Here is a 17,795-nt window from a genome sequence, read left to right as displayed (position 1 = left end):
CACCCCGGCAACGGGCCGGATCCCGTCTCTGGAGGCGCATCCATGTCACACCGTCCGCTGCCCGGCCGCCGCGGCGTGCTGCGCGGTTCGCTCGCCGCGTCGGCCGCCCTGACCCTGCCCACCGCCCTCGGGACGGCGCCGGCGTTCGCCCGTTCCGGGCGGCCGGGGGCGGGCTGGGGCGTGCAGGCCGGAGACGTGACCTCCCACTCCGGTCTGGTGTGGGTGCGGTCGGACCGGCCGGCCCGGATGATCGTCGAGACGTCGGCGACCGAGTCGTTCCGCCACCCGCACCGGTGGCACGGCCCGCTGCTCGGGCGCGACACCGACTTCACCGGCACCACCCGGCTGCGCGGCCTGCCGCCGGGCGAGCAGATCCACTACCGCGTGCTCCTCGCCGACCCGGACGACCCGCGCCGCACCGGCGAGCCGGTCACCGGGACCTTCCGCACCGTGCCGGTCCGCCGGCGCGACGGCGTGCGCTTCGTGTGGTCCGGCGACCTCGCGGGCCAGGGCTGGGGCATCAACCCCGACCTCGGCGGCTACCGCATCTACGACGCCATGGGCGCCCTGGACCCGGACTTCTTCCTGTGCAGCGGCGACAACATCTACGCGGACGGCCCCATCGCGGAGACGGCCGCCCTGCCCGACGGCGGCATCTGGCGGAACATCACGACCGAGGAGAAGTCCAAGGTCGCCGAGACCCTCGCCGAGTTCCGCGGCAACTTCCGCTACAACCTGCTCGACGAGAACCTGCGGCGCTTCAACGCGCAGGTCCCGTCGATCGTCCAGTGGGACGACCACGAGGTGCGCAACAACTGGTACCCGGGCCAGGTGATCGCGGACACGGACGACCGGTACACCGAGAAGAGCGTCGACGTCCTGGCGGCCCGCGCCCGGCGCGCGTTCGGCGAGTACTTCCCGGTCTCCTCCCTGCGCCCCGGCGCGCGCGAGGGTCGGGTCCACCGGGTGCTGCGCCAGGGCCCGCTGCTCGACGTGTTCGTCCTGGACATGCGGACGTTCCGCAACGCCAACTCCCCCGGCGAACAGACCGTGGACCCGCAGGGCATCCTGGGCCGCGAGCAGTTGGAGTGGCTCAAGCGGGAGCTGGCGCGGTCGCGTGCCGTGTGGAAGGTCATCGCGGCGGACATGCCGATCGGTCTCGTCGTGCCGGACACCACCGAGGGCGCGCCCCACATCGAGGCGATCGCGCAGGGCGACCCCGGCGCACCCCTGGGCCGCGAGCTGCAGATCGCCGAACTGCTGCGCTTCGTCAAGCACCGCAGGATCACCGGCACCGTGTGGCTGACGGCGGACGTGCACCACACCTCGGCCCAGCACTACCAGCCGTCGCGGGCCGCGTTCAGTGACTTCGAGCCGTTCTGGGAGTTCGTGTCCGGGCCGCTCAACGCGGGCGCCTTCCCGGCCAGCGCGCTGGACGGCACCTTCGGTCCCGAACGGGTCTTCGTGAAGGCGCCGACCGCCTCGAACGTCTCCCCCGCGGGCGGCTACCAGTTCTTCGGCGAGGTGGACATCGACGGCGGCAGCGCCGAGATGACGGTGCGGTTGCGCGAACAGGACGGCACGGTGCTGTTCACGAAGGTGCTCCGACCCGGCCGGGTGGGCCAGTAGTCCCGTACCCTGTCGGCTGTGCCGCGCACCGGCGTCATCCCCCGGTGCGCGGCCCTGCGCCGCCCTGCGGCGGGTGTTTCGACTTCCCCTTCAACTCGGTTGTTTCCGCAGGTCAAAACGATTGTCAGTGGTCGCCTCTACGGTTTTTCCATGACGCGATCTTTGCAGGCCGTGGCCTATCGACGACCCTCCGTGCTGGAATCCGCTGCGGGCGGGCAGCACCTGGGGCTGGAGACCTCCCGGGGTGCGACGCCGGCCGGCGCCGTGGACCATCCGCGGTTCTTCGCGGGCTTCCTGACGACGCCGCAGAAGGCGGCCACGGCGCTGCTCGCGGTGGCCGACGTGGCCGCCGCGCGGTACTACCAGCCGCAGCTGCGGGCCTCGCTCGACCCGGTGGTGACGGGCAGCGGCGACCGGCTCCGCTTCGAGTCCTTCTCCGGCTGCGGCGGGGTCTACGCCCGCCTGGACGTGCTGGAGGCGGGCCTCGACGGCGGCGAGGTCGGACACGGCACGACCAACGTCGACGTCAACAACCCCTTGCGCGAGGCCCTGTCCCGGATCGGCGCCGACGACCCGCTGCACCTGCGGGTGGGTCCCGAGGAATTGGCGGTGACCACGCTGGACGGCCCGGTCGTCGAGAAGAAGGTGCCGCTGCCCGACCGGTGGCTGCGCGGTTTCGCCGAGGCCCAGGTCATAGCGGCCGGCTTCGACCTGCGGGCCGAACTGGACGCGGCCGAGGCGGTGCGCTTCCTGCGTGCGCTGCCCCGCGCCGGCAGGAGCGCGGCGACCGGCCCCCGGTGGGTGGTGCCCTCCGGGCGTTCACTGCGGCCGACGACGCGCGCGGTGCCCGGCGCGGTGTGCCTGCCCGGTCCCGAGCGGCTGGTCGCGCTGCACCGCGTACTGCGGCACGCCACGGCCCTGCGGGTCTACGGACCGGCGGTCGCCTCGGGGGCCTCCGCCACGGCCTCCGCCTGGGAGGTGCTCCTGCCGGGTATGCGGCTCACCCTCACCCTGTCCCCCGACGCCGCCCGCGGGTTCTCCGGTGAGGGCGGTGTCCTCGACGCGCTCGCCACCGACGAGGCGGCCGCGGACGCCGAGCTGATCTCGGTGCTCCTCGCCTGGGAGCCCCGGATCGACATCGCCGACCTGGCCACCGCCTCGGGCCTGACCGCCGAGCGGGTGCGTGCGGCGCTGGTCCGCCTCGGCACCTCGGGGCGCGTCGGGTACGACACCGCCGAGGCGGCCTACTTCCACCGGGAGCTGCCGTACGACGCGGAGCGCGTGGAGCGGCACAATCCCCGGCTGCGTTCGGCCCGCGCCCTGGTGGCGGCGGGCCGGGTCGTCCTGGACGGTGCGATCGGGACGGTCACGGCCGAGGACGGTCATGTGCACCGGGTGCGCGAGGAGGCGGGGGTGCTCTCGTGCAGCTGCCTGTGGTGGGCCAAGTACCGGGGCGGGCGCGGTCCGTGCAAGCACGCGCTGGCGGTGCGGATGGTACGGCGGGGTTCCGGCGAGCCGCAGGGTGCGGTTCGGGTCGACGGGGGTGCGCGATGACGACGACGGCGGCGAGTGGGGTGGCGACTGCGGCTGCGGCTGCGGACACGACGGGGCTGCTGGTGGCGGCGGTGCGAGCGGGTCGGACGGCCGAGGTCGTGGCGCTGCTCGACGGCATGACCGATGCGCAGCGGCGCGCCTGTTTCCCCGAGTTGAAGTCGGTCCGACAGGAGCTGAAGGCGGCCCGCTGGTCCGCGGACTCCCGCCGGGCCCATCCGGCGCTGCACGCGGCCGGGGCGGCGTGCCAGACCGGCGCCGCGGCCGTGGCGAACTGGCTCGCGGCCGTCGACATGCGCTGGTCGCAGGCGTCTCCGGCGGTCCTGCTGCATGTGCTGGGCGACCGCGATCGCGGGTGGCTGGCCGACGTGGCGCACCGCCTCGCCCAGCGACCGGCCGCTTCCAACGTGTCGTACGAGCTGATGGCCGGCCTGGTGCGGTTGTCCGGCTGCCCGGTGCCGACGACGGAGGCGTACGTCCAGGGCTGGCTCGCCCACGTCGGCGGCGGCTGGCAGCGCGGTGGGACGGTCGGCGACCGCCTGCGCCGGGACCCGCACCTCGCGGAGCTGGTCGCCGCCCTCTTCCGCACCGAAGGCGTCGGCGCGCAGCTCGGATGGCTGTCCGGCGACGGACCCGAGAGCTGGACCAGCGCCCTGGCGGGGCTGACCGGCGAGGGCGTGCTCGACCGACGGGCCGTGGTCGACGCGTGCGTGGCACGGCTGCTGCGCGGGGGCGCACCGGCCGAGCTACGGGTGTTCCTGCGTCTGCTGAAGGACCTGGCCCTGACCCGCGAGGAGGAGCGCCGGCGGACGGCCGACTGGACGGCGCTCGCCTCGGACGCGATGCCGACGGTGGCCTCCCACGCCCAGTCGGTGCTGGCCGCCCTGGCCCTGGCCGGAGAGTTGTCCCCGCGGCGGTTGGCGGAGATGACCGAGGCGGTGCTGTTCCGCACCGAGAAGAAGCTGGTGCGGGCCCAGCTCGTGCTGCTCGGCAAGGTACTCACCAAGAACCGGTCCGCGGCCGGTGAGTTGCTGCCCGCCGCCGCCCGGGCGTTCGGGCACGAGGACTCCGACGCGCAGGAGCGGGCGCTGAAGCTGGTCGAGCGGCATGTCGGCAAGGTCACCGCCGTGGAAGTCCGGGAGGAGCTGGCCGGGGCGGCCGAGCAGTTGATCCCCGCCCTGCGCGCCCGGGCGGTGCGCACCCTGGGGGCGACACCGCCGGACGCGCTGCCCGTGGCCCACGAGGAGGTACTGCCTCCGCCGCCGCAGCGGGTGCGCCTAGCCCCCGCTCCCGCGGCGGCCGTCGAAGTCGCCGAGGAGATCAGCGCGTTGCTGGCTGCCGGGAGCGACGTGTCCGTGTTCGAGCGCGCCCTGGACGGGCTGGTCCGGCACGCGCACCTGGACCGGGACGCCCTGCTCGAGGCCCTGGAACCGGTGGTCGCCCGCCGCTGGTGGGCCGAGGGGGAGCCGCGGCACGGCCACCGGCCCGACGACTTCTTCGCCCGCCGCCACGAACTGTTCGACGACGCGCGCGCCTTCGACCTGCTCCTGGCGACCTTGTACGGGAAGGTCCGGACGGACACCTTGCACCGCGTGGTCCGCGACGGGTTGACGAACTCCGGCTGCGCGCACAACTCCCTGGCCCGCCCCTTCGAGGCCCGCGTCTGGGAGGTGGCGCACCGGCTGCGCACCGATCCCCAGCCGTTCCTGCTGGCCACCCCCACCTGGGGCACGGGTCTGCTCGAACCCGACGAGCTGGTGGACCGCCTGGACGCCTACCGCCGCACGGGCGCCCGGGTCGCGGCGGTCGACTTCGGCCAGGCGCTGCTGCGGGTGCGGCGGGACGACCGCCCGGCGGCGCTCGCGGCGGCGGAACGCGCGGCGGCGCTGGGCACCGAGGAGGGGGAGCGGCTCGCGCGCCGGTTGCTCACCGAGCGGGCCGCCCCGTCCGTCACCCGGCGGACGTCGGACACCCGGATCCTGGTGGAACTCGGTGAGGTGCCCGACCTCCGGGCGGAGGAGTTCCCCGCCGCCCTGCGGCTGCTTGGGCGTCCGGTGAACCCTGACTCGGACCACTGGTACTGCAGTCACTGGAGCGGCGCGATGCGACCGCACTGGTTCGCTCTGCTGCCCGAGCGACCGGAGTTGGTGGCCGCGCGGCTGCTGCGGGACGTGTCCGAGGCGGCCGTGCACGACCAGCAGGGCACCGCCGCCGCGGTGTTGCCCCACCTCGCCGACGCGGACGGCGAGGTGGGCGAGGCGGTGCATCTGTCCGTGGCGTACGGACTGGGTGCGCGGCACGCCGAGGACCGGCTCGCCGCGGTGGACGCCCTGCTCGTACTGGCGGCGCGCGGTCGGCTCGAAGCCGACCGACTGGGCGCGGATCTCGGCCAGTTGGTGCGGCGCGGCGCGGTGAAACCGGCGCGGCTGGCGGACGCGGTGCGCACCGCCGCGTCGACGGGGGCGAATGCCACGGTGTGGGCGGTCCTGCGCCAGGTGCTCCCCGTGCTGCTCGCCGATCTCTCCACCGGTGGCGCCACGGCATCGTCGGCCCGTGGGCTCGGTGAACTGCTGGCCGTGGCGGCCGAGTGCGCCGAGCTGACGGGCGAACGGGGCCATCTGCCGCACCTGTCGGGGGTGGCGGACCGCCGCGGTACGTCACGGCTGGTGACACAGGCGCGGCGGCTGCGGGAGGCGCTGGCGGCGGCACCCGCGGCCGCCTGACGCGCATATCCACCCGAAAGGCGAGAACACCCCAGAAGCCTTCTTTACCCATCGGTCACAGAGCGTTCGTGATCACGCAACACCGTTCCTTCACAGTGGGTGCATGAGTCGAGACATGTCTGATGTGACGGATGCCGTGGCGCGCCTCGTCGACCACGGTCCCACGGTGCCCGCCCTGGTGCTGGCCTCGCTGGCGGCACTGTTCGCCACGGCGGGTTTCCACACCCGGTGGTCACGACGCCACGGGCAGGCGCCGCCGGCCGACGATACCGGCGCCCGGCCGCCGACCGCCGAGCGGCCGGCCGGGACCGGACCGGACGGAACCGGGCCGGACGGGAGCGAGCCGGGCGGGTCCGGGCCCGGCGGTGAGAGCGCGCTGTGGCGGATGCGCACGACGGTGCGGGACGCGCCGGGGTCGCTGGCCGTGCTCTGCGCGGCCCTCGCCGACCGGCGGATCGACATCCTGAGCCTGCAGACGCACCCGCTGACCGAGGGCACGGTGGACGAGTTCCTGCTCCGTGCCCCGGGCGAGCTGAGCGCGGCCGAGCTGGCCGACGTGGTGACGACGGCGGGCGGTGCCCGGACCTGGACCGAGCGGGCGGACGCCCACGACCTGGTCGACGCACCCACCCGGGTGCTGGGCCTGGCCGCCCGCACCGCCCTGGACGCGGCGGAACTCCCGCTGGCACTGCGTCAGTTGCTGGGCCGCTGCACCATCAGGTCCCTCCCCGCGCCCGCGGCCGGCGGGGCGGGGGCACGAGCGGCGGCCGCGGTACCGCCGGAGGGCGCGCTGGAGGACACCGTGCTGCGGCTGCGCGCCCCCGAGGGCGGGGTGATCAGCGTGGAGCGGCCTCATCTGCCGTTCACTCCGGCCGAGTTCGCGCGGGCGCGGGCGCTGGTCGAGCTGGACGCCCGGCTCGGTCCGCGGGTCCCGCGCGGCCGGGACGTGCTGACGCTGCCCGAGGGCAGCGACATCACGGTCCGCCGGGCCGACACGCGTGACGTTCCGGCCGCGAAGGCGATGCACGAGCGCTGCTCGGCGCGGACGCTGGGGATGCGGTACCACGGCCCGGTCGGGGACGCCGACCGGTACCTCAACCACCTGCTCAGCCCCCGCTTCGGCCGCACCCTCGCCGTGCAGACCGCCTCGGGGCGGATCGTGGGACTCGGCCACCTGTTGTGGGACGGGGACGAGACGGAGGTCGCGCTGCTCGTCGAGGACGGGTGGCAGCGCCGTGGCATCGGCGGCGAACTCCTGGCCCGGCTGGTGGCGATGGCGGCCGACGCGGGCTGCGAGAGCGTGTACGCGATCACGCAGGCGTCGAACACCGGCATGGTCGCCGCGATGCGTGGTCTGGGCCTCCCCCTCGACTACCAGATCGAGGAGGGGACCCTGGTCGTCACGGCCCGCCTGGACCCGGCCGCCCGAGCCGCGGCACGGCTGGCGCAGGCGGAGCGGATCGGCCGGGAGTGACGGGCGGCGGGCGCGTGGCGCGGTCAGTCGGCCGTCGCCAGCGCCTCCCGCGGCGGGACGGCCCCGGCCGCCCGCTCTCCGAGCGCCCGGTCCAGGTCGGCCCACAGGTCGTCGACGTCCTCCAGGCCGACCGACAGCCGCAGCAGCCGGTCGCCGACCCCGGCCCCCCGCCGGTCGTCCGCGTCCACGATGCGGTGGCTGATCGACGCCGGATGCTGGATGAGCGTGTCGACGCTGCCGAGGCTCACGGCCGGGGTGATCAGCCGGACGCCGCCGATGACCGCGTGCGGGTCGCCGTGGACCTCGAAGGAGACCATCGCACCGCCGATGCGCGGGTAGTGGACGCGGGCCACCCGCGGGTCGGCGGCCAGCCGCCCGGCCAGTTCGGCGGCGTTGGCAGAGGCGGCCCGTACCCGCACGGGCAGGGTGGACAGCCCCCGCAGCAGGAGGTAGCCGGCCAGCGGGTGCAGCACTCCACCGGTGGCGAAGCGGACCTGTCGCAGCCGCCCGGCGAACTCCTCGTCACAGGCGACCACGCCCGCCAGTACGTCCCCGTGCCCGCCCAGGTACTTGGTGGCGCTGTGCAGCACCAGCCGGGCGCCGTGCTCGGCGGGGCGCTGGAGCACGGGCGTGGCGAAGGTGTTGTCCACGAGCAGCGGCACCGATCCGCAGGCGTGGGCGACGGCCCGCAGGTCGACCTCGGCCAGCGTCGGGTTGGCCGGCGACTCCACGAGCACCAGTCCGGTGTCCGGGCGCAGCGCGTCCGCGACACCCGCCGGGTCGGTCCAGGTGACCTCGGACCCGAGCAGTCCGGCGGTCAGCAGGTGGTCGCTGCAGCCGTACAGGGGCCGTACGGCGACGACGTGGCGCAGCCCCATCGAGCCGCGGACCAGCAGGACCGCGCTCAGCGCGGCCATGCCGCTGGCGAAGGCGACGGCGGCCTCGGTCCCCTCCAGCCGGGCCAGTGCCGTCTCGAAGCGGGCCACGGTCGGGTTGCCGAGGCGTCCGTAGACCGGCGGTCCGTCCGGCTCGGCACCGGTCGCGGCGAACGCGTCGATGCGGGCGGCCTCGCCGCGGCTGTCGTACGACGGGTAGGTCGTGGACAGGTCGATGGGCGGGGCGTGCAGACCCTGGGCGGCGAGGTCGTCGCGGCCGGCGTGCACGGCCTCGGTGGCCAATGCCCTGCCCGTGGGTGCGGTGGAGCGTACGTCGTCGAGTGGTGACGTGTGCGTGCGCGCTGAGTCCATGGCCGAAGGGTGAACACCGACCGGGACGGCGGGGCAGTACTCCGTGCTACGTTCGGGCCATGGCCGATTCCGTCGTACTGGATCCGGTGGATCTCCATCTGCTGCGGCTGCTGCAGAACGACGCCCGGACCACCTACCGCGACCTCGCCGCCCAGGTCGGCGTCGCCCCGTCGACGTGTCTCGACCGGGTGACCCGGCTGCGGCGGGCCGGGGTGATCCTCGGCCACCGGCTCGAGCTGGACCCGGCGAAGCTGGGGCGCGGTCTCCAGGCGCTGCTGCTGGTGCAGGTGCGGCCGCACCGGCGGGAGCTGGTGGGCCCGTTCGTGGAGCGGATCCGGGCGCTGCCGGAGTCGCGCACCGTCTTCCACCTCACCGGCCCGGACGACTACCTCGTGCATGTCGCGGTGGCGGACATGGCGGACCTGCAGCGGCTGGTCCTGGACGGGTTCACGTCCCGGCGCGAAGTGGCCCGGGTCGAGACCCGGCTGATCTTCCAGCAGTGGGAGTGCGGCCCCCTGCTGCCGCCGGCCGCGGCCCCGGCCGCACCCGGGCCCCCGGCAGCCCCGGCGTCTACGGCAGCCCCGGCGTCGACGGCCACGCCCTGAGCGAAATCCGGCCGCCCGCACGGTCGGGCCCGGTCCACCGGGCTGACGCGGCACCGGTATCCGTATGAGGATGTCCGCATGTCAGAGACCAAGAGCCCGCTGCCCCGCGAGGTCGCCGACGCGTACGTCGACGAGCTCATCGCCCTCGACCCGGTCACCGGTACGTATCTCGGTGTCGCGGAGAGTTCCAGCCGTCTGCCCGACTTCTCACCCGCCGGGCAGGAGGCCCTCGCGGAGCTGGCCCGCACCACCCTCGCCCGGCTGGACGAGGCGGAGCGCCGGCCGGGCGGTGACAGCGACGTGGAGCGGCGCTGCGCCCGGCTGCTGCGTGAGCGCCTCACCGCCGAGATCGCGGTGCACGAGGCCGACGAGGGCCTGCGTTCGGTCGGCAACATGGGCACCGCCGCCCACTCGGTGCGCGAGGTCTTCACCCTCACCCCGACCGGCACCGACGAGGACTGGGCCCAGATCGCGGAGCGCCTGCGGGCGGTCCCGGCGGCGTTCGCGGGCTACCGCGCGTCCCTGTCGCTGGGCCTGGAGCGCGAGCTGTACGCGGCGCCGCGGCCGACCGCCACCTTCGTCGAGCAGCTCGGTGAGTGGGCGGACACGGGCGAAGGCCGCGGCTGGTTCGAGGACTTCGCCGCCGACGGCCCCGAGGCGCTGCGCGCGGAGCTGGACGAGGCCGCCCGGGGCGCGACCGCGGCCGTGGTCGAGCTGCGGGACTGGATGCGCGACGTGTACGCCCCGGCCGTCGAGGGCGCCCCGAACACGGTGGGCCGGGAGCGCTACGCCCGCTGGTCCCGTTACTACAACGGCACCGACCTGGACCTGGACGAGGCGTACGCGTACGGCTGGGCCGAGTACCACCGCCTGCTGGCCGAGATGAAGGCGGAGGCCGAGAAGATCCTGCCGGGCGCCGAGACGCCGTGGGTGGCGCTGGCCCACCTGGACGAGCACGGCAAGCACATCGAGGGCGTCGACGAGGTCCGCGACTGGCTGCAGGGCCTGATGGACCAGGCGATCGAGCAGCTGGACGGCACGCACTTCGAACTCGCCGAGCGGGTCCGGCGGGTGGAGTCGCACATCGCCCCGCCCGGCAGCGCGGCCGCGCCCTACTACACGTCCCCCTCGGAGGACTTCTCCCGCCCCGGCCGCACCTGGCTGCCGACGATGGGCCAGACCCGCTTCCCCGTGTACGACCTGGTGTCGACCTGGTACCACGAGGGCGTGCCCGGCCACCACCTCCAGCTCGCCCAGTGGACGCACGTGGCGGAGGACCTCTCCCGCTACCAGGCTTCGGTCGGCATGGTCAGCGCCAACGCCGAGGGCTGGGCGCTGTACGCGGAGCGGCTGATGGACGAGCTGGGTTACCTCACGGACGCGGAGCAGCGCCTCGGCTACCTGGACGCCCAGATGATGCGGGCCGCCCGGGTCATCGTGGACATCGGCATGCACCTGGAGCTGGAGATCCCGGCGGACTCGCCGTTCCACCCGGGTGAGCGCTGGACGCCGAAGCTGGCCCAGGAGTTCTTCGGCGCGCACAGCAGCCGCCCGGCGGACTTCGTGGAGAGCGAGCTGACCCGGTACCTGACGATCCCGGGCCAGGCGATCGGCTACAAGCTCGGTGAGCGGGCGTGGCTGCTGGGCCGGGAGAAGGCCCGCGAGCGGCACGGTGACGCGTTCGACCCGAAGGCGTGGCACATGGCGGCCCTCTCCCAGGGCTCGCTGGGCCTGGACGACCTGGTGGACGAGCTGTCGCGGCTGTGACGCCCGGGGCGGCCCGGTCGCCTCACCGTCTGAAGCCGCCCTCCGAGTCGACGACCTGACCGGTGATCCAGTCCGCCTCGTCCGTGGCGAGCCACGCGATGAGCCGGGCCGGGTCGTCGGGCATCCCCCACCGCCCGGCGGGGAAGCGCGCGGCGACGGCGTCGTAGTCCTCGCCGGTCAGGTAGTCGGTGTCCACGGGGCCGGGGTTGACGGTGTTCACGGTGACGGCGTGCTCGGCGAGGGTGGTCGCCAGGGAGCGCGTGACGGAGGCGAGCGCGCCCTTCTGGAGCGCGTAGGCGATCTCGCCGGGCATGCCGCCCGCGATGTCCTGGCCGGAGGTCATCATCACCACCCGTCCGCCGGGTGTGCGCGGCGGCAGGGCGGCGCGGTGGCGGGCGTATGCCTGGATGAGCAGCAGCACCGATCGGGTGTCGACCTGCCAGTGGGCGTCGAGCATGGCGGCGTCGACGGTGTCGAGGGTGCCGTCGGACCCGCTGAGCGCGTGGTTGGCGACGAGGACGTCCAGCCGTCCGCCGAGCGCTTCGGCGGCGGTGGCGACGAGTTCGCCGGGCGCGTCGGGGCGGGTGAGGTCACCGGGGCCCGCGTGCACGGCGGCCTCCGGGTCGCCGAGCGCCGCGCGTACGGAGTCGACCACGTCCTCCACGCGGTCGGCGCCCCAGGGCATGGCGGCGTCGTGCGGGACGTGGTGGTGCAGGTAGACGCTCGCTCCGTACGCGGCGAGCCGCCGGGCCACGGCGTGGCCGATGCCGCCGCGCCGGCTGGCTCCGGTGACGAGGGCGGTGCGGCCGCGCAGGGGCAGCGGGTCGCGGCGCAGGTCTTCGGGGGCGGGGTGCGGAAGTCGTGGCATGGGCACCCATGATGGGCGGACCGCGACCGCCCCGCACGTCGTTTTCGTCCCGGCTACCGGTCGGCGAGCCGCCGCAGGTGTACGAGGCTCAGCCAGGTCTCCGGGCCGGGACGCACCTCGGCCGCGCGCACCGCGTACCGGCCGGGGTCCAGCGCGACCCGCACCCGGCCGGCGCGGTCCGACGCGGCGCCGGGCCAGGCAGCGTCGAACAGGAAGACGGGGCCCGGTACGCGCCAGGACACCTCGGGCTGCCACTCGGCGGTGCCGAGGGCGGCGGGTACCCCGGCCAGCACCTCGTCCTCGGAGTCCGCGGCGCACCAGCGGACGAAGGCGCCGTGGTCGGGGAGGTAGGCGGTGGAGGCGGGTTCGTCGCCGAGCACGAGGGCGGTGGAGTCGCCGACCGGGAGCAGTCCGACGTGGCCGTCGACCTCGCAGGCCCGGTCGTAGTCGGAGTCCGTCTCCTCGCCGTCGGCGCCGGTCCAGAACGGCAGGACCGTCTCGGGTACCGCGATCAGCGGCCCGCCGCCCGACTCGACCCACTCCACCGCGCCCGGCTCCGCGTATCGCACCATGCGGCAGAACCTACACGCCGATCAGCAACCGCAGTCGGCCGCGTCCACCGGAACGGTCAAGGGGTCGGCGGCACTTCGCTCGGCGCCCCGCCACGTCTCGAACTCGAAGCCCTCGCGCACCCAGTACTCGAACCCGCCGAGCATCTCCTTGACGGGGTAACCGAGTTCGGCGAGGGCGAGGGCGGCGCGCGTCGCACCGTTGCAGGCGGGACCCCAGCAGTACGTCACCACCGGCACCGCGGGGTCGAGGAGTTCCCCGGCCCGCTCGGGGACGAGCGCCGTGGGCAGGTGGACGGCGCCCGGCACGTGGCCCTGGTCCCAGGACTCGGTGGAGCGGCAGTCGACGAGCACGAACCCCGGGTCACCGCCGGCCGCGAGGGCGCCGGCGACGTCGGAGACGTCGGTGTGGAAGGCGAGGCTCGCCCGGAAGTACGCGGCGGCCTCAACGGGCGGCGCGGGGGCCACGCGCAGGACGGGGTTGACGTGCCCGGCGACGGCGGTGGTGACGCTCATGGTGGGGCCTCTCCTCGGCGAATCTTCCAGCCAGAAATCTATGCACCACGCCGTGCCGTATGAAGGGTGTTTCCCCGGTCTACTCCTTGTCCGACCAGGGAATCCGTGCTACTTCTGCCGGATGACCGAGTATTCCCCGGACGGCACCGACTGGCGCATCCTCGAAGCGCTCCAGCGGGACGGGCGGGCCAGCTTCGCCGAACTGGCCCGTGCCGTCTCGATGTCCGCGAGCGCGGTGACGGAGCGTGTGCGGCGGCTCGAGGAGGCCGGGATCATCCAGGGGTACGCGGCGGTCGTCGACCCCGAGCGGCTGGGCCTGCCGATCCTGGCGTTCGTGCGGCTGCGCTACCCGGTCGCCAACTACAAGCCGTTCCACGACCTGGTCGCGGTCACGCCGGAGATCCTGGAGGCGCACCACGTCACGGGCGACGACTGCTTCGTCATCAAGGTCGCGGCCCGTTCGATGCGGCACCTGGAGGAGGTGTCCGGCCGGATCAGCGCCCTCGGGTCGGTCACCACGAGCGTCGTCTACTCCTCACCGCTCCCCCGCAGACCGCTGGGCCGCTGAGGGCCGCCGGAGACACCACCGGGACGGCCTGCTCAGCCGGCGCCCCGCTGGCGCAGTACCGATCCCGACCGCCCCTTCACGACCTCGAGTTGGGCGTGGACGCGGCGGCGCAGGTCGGCGACGTGGCTGACGATGCCGACGCTGCGGTCCCGCTCGCGCAGGGCGTCCAGGACGTCGAGGACCTCGTCGAGGGTCTGGTCGTCGAGGCTGCCGAAGCCCTCGTCGATGAAGAGGGTGTCCAGTCGGACGCCGCCCGCTTCGTCGGTGACGACGTCGGCGAGGCCGAGCGCGAGGGCGAGCGAGGCGAAGAACGTCTCGCCGCCGGACAGGGTGGCCGTGTCGCGCTCGCGTCCGGTCCAGGCGTCGACGACGTGCAGGCCGAGGCCGCTGCGGCCGCGGCCGGTGCGGCCGTCGGAGTGGACGAGGGTGTAGCGGCCGGAGGACATGCGCAGCAGGCGGGCGGTGGCCGCGGCGGCCACCTGTTCGAGGCGGGCGGCCAGTACGTACGACTCCAGGCGCATCCGGCGTTCGTTGTCCGCCGAGGTGCCCGCGGCGAGCGAGGCGAGGCGGGCGACCCGGGTGTGCTCCTCGCGCAGCGGGGCGAGCCGGCGCACGGAGGTGGTGGCGTGCGCGGACAGCCGGTCCAGCTCGGCGCAGCACCGGGCGGCGGCGTCGCGGGCCGAGGACGCCTCGCGCAGACGGCGGCCCGCGTCGGCGGCGGCACGCTCGGCCGCGGCGAGGTCGGCGGGCGGTCGCCGGGCCGCCTCGGCGGTGTCGGCCTCGCCGAGGACCGCACGGACCGCGGCGTCCTCCGACTGCCAGGCGTCGAGCCGTCGTTGCAGCTCGCGGTGGGCGGTGTCGTCGAGCAGGGCGGCGGCCGCGTCGGCGGGGGTGTCGAAACGGGCGCGGAAGGCGGCGTCGGCGAGCCGGGCGTCGGCGTCCTTGAGCCGCTGGGCGGTGTCCTCGGCGAGGCGGGCGGTCTCGGCGGCCCGGGTGAGCAGCGCCGCCTGTCGCTCCAGTTGCGCCGCCCGCGCCGTCACGCTCTCGGCGCCGTCCCGCGCCCGCGCCAACTCCTCCTCCAGCAAGGCCTGTTCCCGCTCCAGCCGGTCACGGCCCGCGACCCGGGAGGCGGACCGTACGACGGCCTGCTGCTGGGCGGCGACACGCTGCTCGCGTTCGCCCTCGGCCCGCCGCAGCTCCTCCTGCGCCGCGTGCAGGGTGGAAGCGGTCGCCCGCGCCCGCGCGTACGCCCCCTCCAGTTCCCCGGCCTCTTCGGCCAGCCGGTCGGTGGCCGCGTCACCGGCTTCCGCCGTGGCGGCGGCGAGCGCCTCCCGTACGGTGCCCAGGTGCCGTTCGGCCTTCGCGCGCCGTTCGTCGGCGGCCTGGTGGCCGGCCAGGGCGCGCTCCTCCGCGTCGCGGTCGACGTGCCCGGCGGTCTTGCGCGCGGGGGCGGGGTGTTCGGTGGCGCCGCACACCGCGCAGGGCGCGCCGTCGGTGAGGTTCGCGGCGAGTTCGGCGGCGATACCGTGCAGTCGCTGTTCCTTGAGGTCGAGCCAGTGGGCGCGGGCCTCGACGGCGTCCTCCGCCGCGGCGAGCGCCCGCCGCCGTGCCTCTTCGGTGTCGTCGGTGAGCCGGTCGCGCCGCCGGGCGGCGTCGAGCCTGCGCCGCGCCGGTTCGCGCTGCAGGGCGAGCTGTTCGGCGCGGGCGGCGGCCTCCTGAGCGGCGTCGACGCGGCTCTGGAGTCTCGCGCGGGTGGTCTCCCAGTCGGCGAGCCAGGTCTCCGCGTCCTGCCGGACCTCGTCGTCGGCGCGTTCCTGGCGGTCGAGGCCGGCCCGCTCCTCGACCAGTTCGGCGCGGCGTCGTTCGGCGCGACGGGCCGACTCGAGGCCGCCCAGTTCCTCGGCGGCCCGGCGGGCGGCGGCGGCGAGCCCGGCGGCACCGGCATCGGCGAGGGCCTGCGGCAGCAGGGCACGCGCGCTTGCCTCCGCGGCCGCCGCCCCGCGGTGCTCGCTGTCGGCGGCGTCCCGCAGCTCCAAGGCGGGAGCCACCGCCTCGGCCTTGCGGGCCCGCTCCATGCGCTCCTCGGCGGCGCGGTGGGCGTCGGCCCGCTCCGCCAGCCGTGCGGCCCGTTCCCGCGCTTCGGCGAACCGGTGCTGGAGCCGGTCGAGTTCGCGGGCGTCGGCCAGCCGGCGTTCGGCGCCGGCCTGGGCGGATTCGGCGGCGGTGAGCCGAGCAGTCGGCGACCGTCAGCAGCTCGCGGGCGGTGCCGCGGGCGACGGCGGCGGCTTCGAGTACCGCCTCGGCCAGCCCCGGCTCGCCCGGCGCCAGTTCCGGCAGCGCCATGGCGTCGCCGGCGGCCTGCTGCATCCGGTGCGCGTCGGCGAGCAGCGTGGCGTCCCCTTCACGCACCCGGGCCTCGGTGGTGCGGCGTCGTTCGGCGAGGCGCTTCTCGACCTCGGCGAACCGGCGGGTGTCGAAGAGCCGGCCGAGCAGCTTGCCGCGCGCTTCGGCGTCGGCGCGCAGGAAGCGGGCGAAGTCGCCCTGCGGGAGCAGCACGACCTGGCAGAACTGCTCGCGGCTCATCCCGAGCAGCTGCGTGATCTCCTCGCCGATCTCCTGGTGGGAGCGGCTGAGGTCCTTCCAGGCGCGGGTCGTGGCGTCGTACTCGCGCAGCCAGGTCTGGGCCTTGTCGACGGTCGTGCCCTTGCCGCGGAGCTTCGGGCGCTCCCAGGGCGGCTGCCGGGTGATCTCCAACCGCCGTCCCGCGACGGTCAGTTCCAGCCGCACCTCGGTGCGGGTGCCCACGGCCGCGTGGTCGCTGCGCAGCGTCATGCCCTGGCCGCTGCCGCCCTGCCGGGCGCCGGGCACCGAGCCGTACAGGGCGTAGCAGACGGCGTCGAGGACGGAGGTCTTGCCGGCGCCGGTGGGGCCGTGCAGCAGGAACAGCCCGGCGGCCGAGAGGTCGTCGAAGTCGACGCTCTGCGAGGCTCCGAAGGGCCCGAAGGCGGTGATGTCCAGCCGGTGCAGCCTCACCGGGCCACCTCCCGCACGGTCTCGTCCGCGCGTACCGCGTCGAAGGCGTCCTGGAGCACGGCCTGCTCGTGGTCGTCGGGTCCGGCGCCGCGCACGTGGGTCACGAAGTCCTCCGCGATCTGCTGGTCGCTGCGGTCGGCGAGGCGCCGGGCGTAGGACACCCCGGGCTCGTCGGGGGCGCGCTCGGGGTCGAAGACGAGGCTGAGCGTGTGCGGGAAGCGCTCGGTGAGCCGGGCCATGGGCTCGTCCGGCCGGACCGGGTCGGTGAGGGTCGCCTCGACCCACGCGTCCTCGTGCGGGGTCAGCTCCGGGTCGGCGAGCAGGTCCGCCAGCGTGCCGCGCAGCCGGGCCAGCGCGCGCGGCACCGGGCAGTCGACCCGCTCGGCCGTGACCGTCCCGTCGGCGTCCAGATCGACGAGCCACATGCTCTTGCGGTGCCGGTGCTCGGAGAAGGAGTACGGCAGTGGGGAGCCGGAGTAGCGGACGCGCTCGGTGAGGGTCTGGCAGCCGTGCAGATGCCCCAGCGCGACATAGTCCACGCCGTCGAAGACACCGGAGGGCACGGCGGCGACCCCGCCGACGGTGATGTCCCGCTCGCTGTCGCTCTGCTCACCGCCGGTGACGAAGGCGTGCGCGAGGACGACGGAACGGGTCCCCGCCGCGCGCGTGGCGAGGTCGGCGCGCACCCGGTCCATGGCGGCGCCGAGCACGGCCTCGTGCCCCGCCTTCTCGACGCCGAACTCGGCCTTGACCAGCGCCGGTTCGAGATACGGCAGCCCGTAGAAGGCCACGTCCCCGTGGGCGTCGCCCAGCACCACCGGGGTGCCGCAGCCCGCCGGGTCGGTGCGCAGGTGGATGCCGGCGCGGTCGATGAGCCCGGCGCCGACCCCGAGACGCCGGGCCGAGTCGTGGTTGCCGGAGATCATCACGGTCGGCACACCGAGCCCGGCGAGGCGGTGCAGGGCGTCGTCGAACAGCTCGACGGCGGCGAGCGGCGGCACCGCCCGGTCGTACACGTCTCCCGACACCACCACGGCGTCGACGGAGTGCTCGCGCACGGTCTCGACGAGGTGGCTGACGAACTCTGCCTGGGCGCCGAGCATGTTCACCCGGTGGAACGCCCGGCCGAGATGCCAGTCGGAAGTGTGCAGCAATCTCATGAATGGGCCCTGACCAGCATATTTCTCTTGATGGCACCGGAAACCGGTACAAGCCGGCCCGGGGGCCCGGACCGGCCCCCACCAC

At 74.9% G+C, this 17,795-nt stretch carries 12 protein-coding genes and 1 pseudogene; 7 read left to right on the top strand and 6 right to left on the bottom strand.

Going from position 1 to position 17,795, the window contains the following annotated elements; translation table 11 throughout:
- Positions 1-42 precede the first annotated feature (42 nt).
- From Sru02f_RS13325 to Sru02f_RS13310, 4 genes are all read left to right on the top strand, one after another.
- Positions 43-1,629 (top strand): alkaline phosphatase D family protein, encoded by a 1,587-nt coding sequence (locus Sru02f_RS13325; protein WP_109030233.1) that lies wholly within the window; start codon positions 43-45, stop codon positions 1,627-1,629.
- Positions 1,630-1,779: 150 nt separating this feature from the next.
- The gene (locus Sru02f_RS13320) at positions 1,780-3,183 is read left to right on the top strand and encodes an SWIM zinc finger family protein (RefSeq protein ID WP_109030232.1); all 1,404 of its coding nucleotides are present in this window, start codon (positions 1,780-1,782) and stop codon (positions 3,181-3,183) included.
- Entirely contained in the window at positions 3,180-5,903 is a 2,724-nt protein-coding gene (locus Sru02f_RS13315) for a DUF7825 domain-containing protein (RefSeq protein WP_109030231.1), read from the top strand. Before Sru02f_RS13320 ends, Sru02f_RS13315 begins: the two co-directional genes overlap by 4 nt.
- A 115-nt stretch (positions 5,904-6,018) precedes the next feature.
- Positions 6,019-7,377 (top strand): GNAT family N-acetyltransferase, encoded by a 1,359-nt coding sequence (locus Sru02f_RS13310; RefSeq protein WP_109030230.1) that lies wholly within the window; start codon positions 6,019-6,021, stop codon positions 7,375-7,377.
- Positions 7,378-7,400: 23 nt separating this feature from the next.
- Here Sru02f_RS13310 and Sru02f_RS13305 read toward each other — a convergent pair whose 3' ends face one another.
- Positions 7,401-8,624: a trans-sulfuration enzyme family protein gene (locus tag Sru02f_RS13305; protein WP_109030229.1), complete on the bottom strand. Its 1,224-nt coding sequence runs from the start codon at positions 8,622-8,624 to the stop codon at positions 7,401-7,403.
- A gap of 59 nt (positions 8,625-8,683) precedes the next feature.
- Between Sru02f_RS13305 and Sru02f_RS13300 the strand changes: the two genes are divergently transcribed.
- Together Sru02f_RS13300 and Sru02f_RS13295 are read left to right on the top strand one after the other, a co-directional pair.
- Positions 8,684-9,229, top strand: a complete 546-nt coding sequence (locus Sru02f_RS13300) for an Lrp/AsnC family transcriptional regulator (protein ID WP_109030228.1) — start codon at positions 8,684-8,686, stop codon at positions 9,227-9,229.
- 78 nt (positions 9,230-9,307) lie between these two features.
- Entirely contained in the window at positions 9,308-10,996 is a 1,689-nt protein-coding gene (locus Sru02f_RS13295) for a DUF885 domain-containing protein (protein ID WP_109030227.1), read from the top strand.
- A 22-nt stretch (positions 10,997-11,018) separates the two neighbouring features.
- On the opposite strand, the gene Sru02f_RS13290 is transcribed toward Sru02f_RS13295, so the two are convergent.
- From Sru02f_RS13290 to Sru02f_RS13280, 3 genes are read right to left on the bottom strand one after another with little or no spacing between them, the layout of a single operon-like run.
- Positions 11,019-11,864, bottom strand: a complete 846-nt coding sequence (locus Sru02f_RS13290; RefSeq protein WP_109030226.1) for an SDR family oxidoreductase — start codon at positions 11,862-11,864, stop codon at positions 11,019-11,021.
- 53 nt (positions 11,865-11,917) lie between these two features.
- Complete coding sequence (locus Sru02f_RS13285) at positions 11,918-12,436, bottom strand: immunity 21 family protein (RefSeq protein ID WP_109030225.1); 519 nt, start codon at positions 12,434-12,436, stop codon at positions 11,918-11,920.
- 21 nt (positions 12,437-12,457) lie between these two features.
- On the bottom strand, positions 12,458-12,949 hold the full coding sequence (locus tag Sru02f_RS13280; RefSeq protein ID WP_109030224.1) for a rhodanese-like domain-containing protein: 492 nt from the start codon (positions 12,947-12,949) through the stop codon (positions 12,458-12,460).
- Positions 12,950-13,070: 121 nt separating this feature from the next.
- On the opposite strand from Sru02f_RS13280, the gene Sru02f_RS13275 reads away from it, so the two are divergent.
- On the top strand, positions 13,071-13,517 hold the full coding sequence (locus Sru02f_RS13275) for an Lrp/AsnC family transcriptional regulator (protein WP_007447234.1): 447 nt from the start codon (positions 13,071-13,073) through the stop codon (positions 13,515-13,517).
- 32 nt (positions 13,518-13,549) lie between these two features.
- Here the strand turns inward: Sru02f_RS13275 and Sru02f_RS13270 are convergent.
- Both Sru02f_RS13270 and Sru02f_RS13265 read right to left on the bottom strand, forming a co-directional pair.
- Positions 13,550-16,550 (bottom strand): annotated as a pseudogene (locus tag Sru02f_RS13270) (AAA family ATPase).
- Entirely contained in the window at positions 16,547-17,710 is a 1,164-nt protein-coding gene (locus tag Sru02f_RS13265; protein WP_109030222.1) for an exonuclease SbcCD subunit D, read from the bottom strand. Before Sru02f_RS13265 ends, Sru02f_RS13270 begins: the two are co-directional and overlap by 4 nt.
- Positions 17,711-17,795 lie beyond the last annotated feature (85 nt).

This window comes from Streptomyces rubrogriseus (assembly GCF_027947575.1).
GTDB lineage: Bacteria > Actinomycetota > Actinomycetes > Streptomycetales > Streptomycetaceae > Streptomyces > Streptomyces rubrogriseus.
The sequence above is the reverse complement of the archived record's forward strand: the minus strand, read 5'-3'. Positions and strand labels throughout refer to the sequence as shown.

Bases quoted from the DNA above. Each gene is read 5' to 3' on its own strand.
- Sru02f_RS13300 (WP_109030228.1), top strand. From the start codon at position 8,684: ATGGCCGATTCCGTCGTACTGGATCCGGTGGATCTCCATCTGCTGCGG.
- Sru02f_RS13285 (WP_109030225.1), bottom strand. From the start codon at position 12,436: ATGGTGCGATACGCGGAGCCGGGCGCGGTGGAGTGGGTCGAGTCGGGC.
- Sru02f_RS13280 (WP_109030224.1), bottom strand. From the start codon at position 12,949: ATGAGCGTCACCACCGCCGTCGCCGGGCACGTCAACCCCGTCCTGCGC.
- Sru02f_RS13305 (WP_109030229.1), bottom strand. From the start codon at position 8,624: ATGGACTCAGCGCGCACGCACACGTCACCACTCGACGACGTACGCTCC.
- Sru02f_RS13265 (WP_109030222.1), bottom strand. From the start codon at position 17,710: ATGAGATTGCTGCACACTTCCGACTGGCATCTCGGCCGGGCGTTCCAC.
- Sru02f_RS13295 (WP_109030227.1), top strand. From the start codon at position 9,308: ATGTCAGAGACCAAGAGCCCGCTGCCCCGCGAGGTCGCCGACGCGTAC.
- Sru02f_RS13275 (WP_007447234.1), top strand. From the start codon at position 13,071: ATGACCGAGTATTCCCCGGACGGCACCGACTGGCGCATCCTCGAAGCG.
- Sru02f_RS13325 (WP_109030233.1), top strand. From the start codon at position 43: ATGTCACACCGTCCGCTGCCCGGCCGCCGCGGCGTGCTGCGCGGTTCG.
- Sru02f_RS13315 (WP_109030231.1), top strand. From the start codon at position 3,180: ATGACGACGACGGCGGCGAGTGGGGTGGCGACTGCGGCTGCGGCTGCG.
- Sru02f_RS13320 (WP_109030232.1), top strand. From the start codon at position 1,780: ATGACGCGATCTTTGCAGGCCGTGGCCTATCGACGACCCTCCGTGCTG.
- Sru02f_RS13290 (WP_109030226.1), bottom strand. From the start codon at position 11,864: ATGCCACGACTTCCGCACCCCGCCCCCGAAGACCTGCGCCGCGACCCG.
- Sru02f_RS13310 (WP_109030230.1), top strand. From the start codon at position 6,019: ATGTCTGATGTGACGGATGCCGTGGCGCGCCTCGTCGACCACGGTCCC.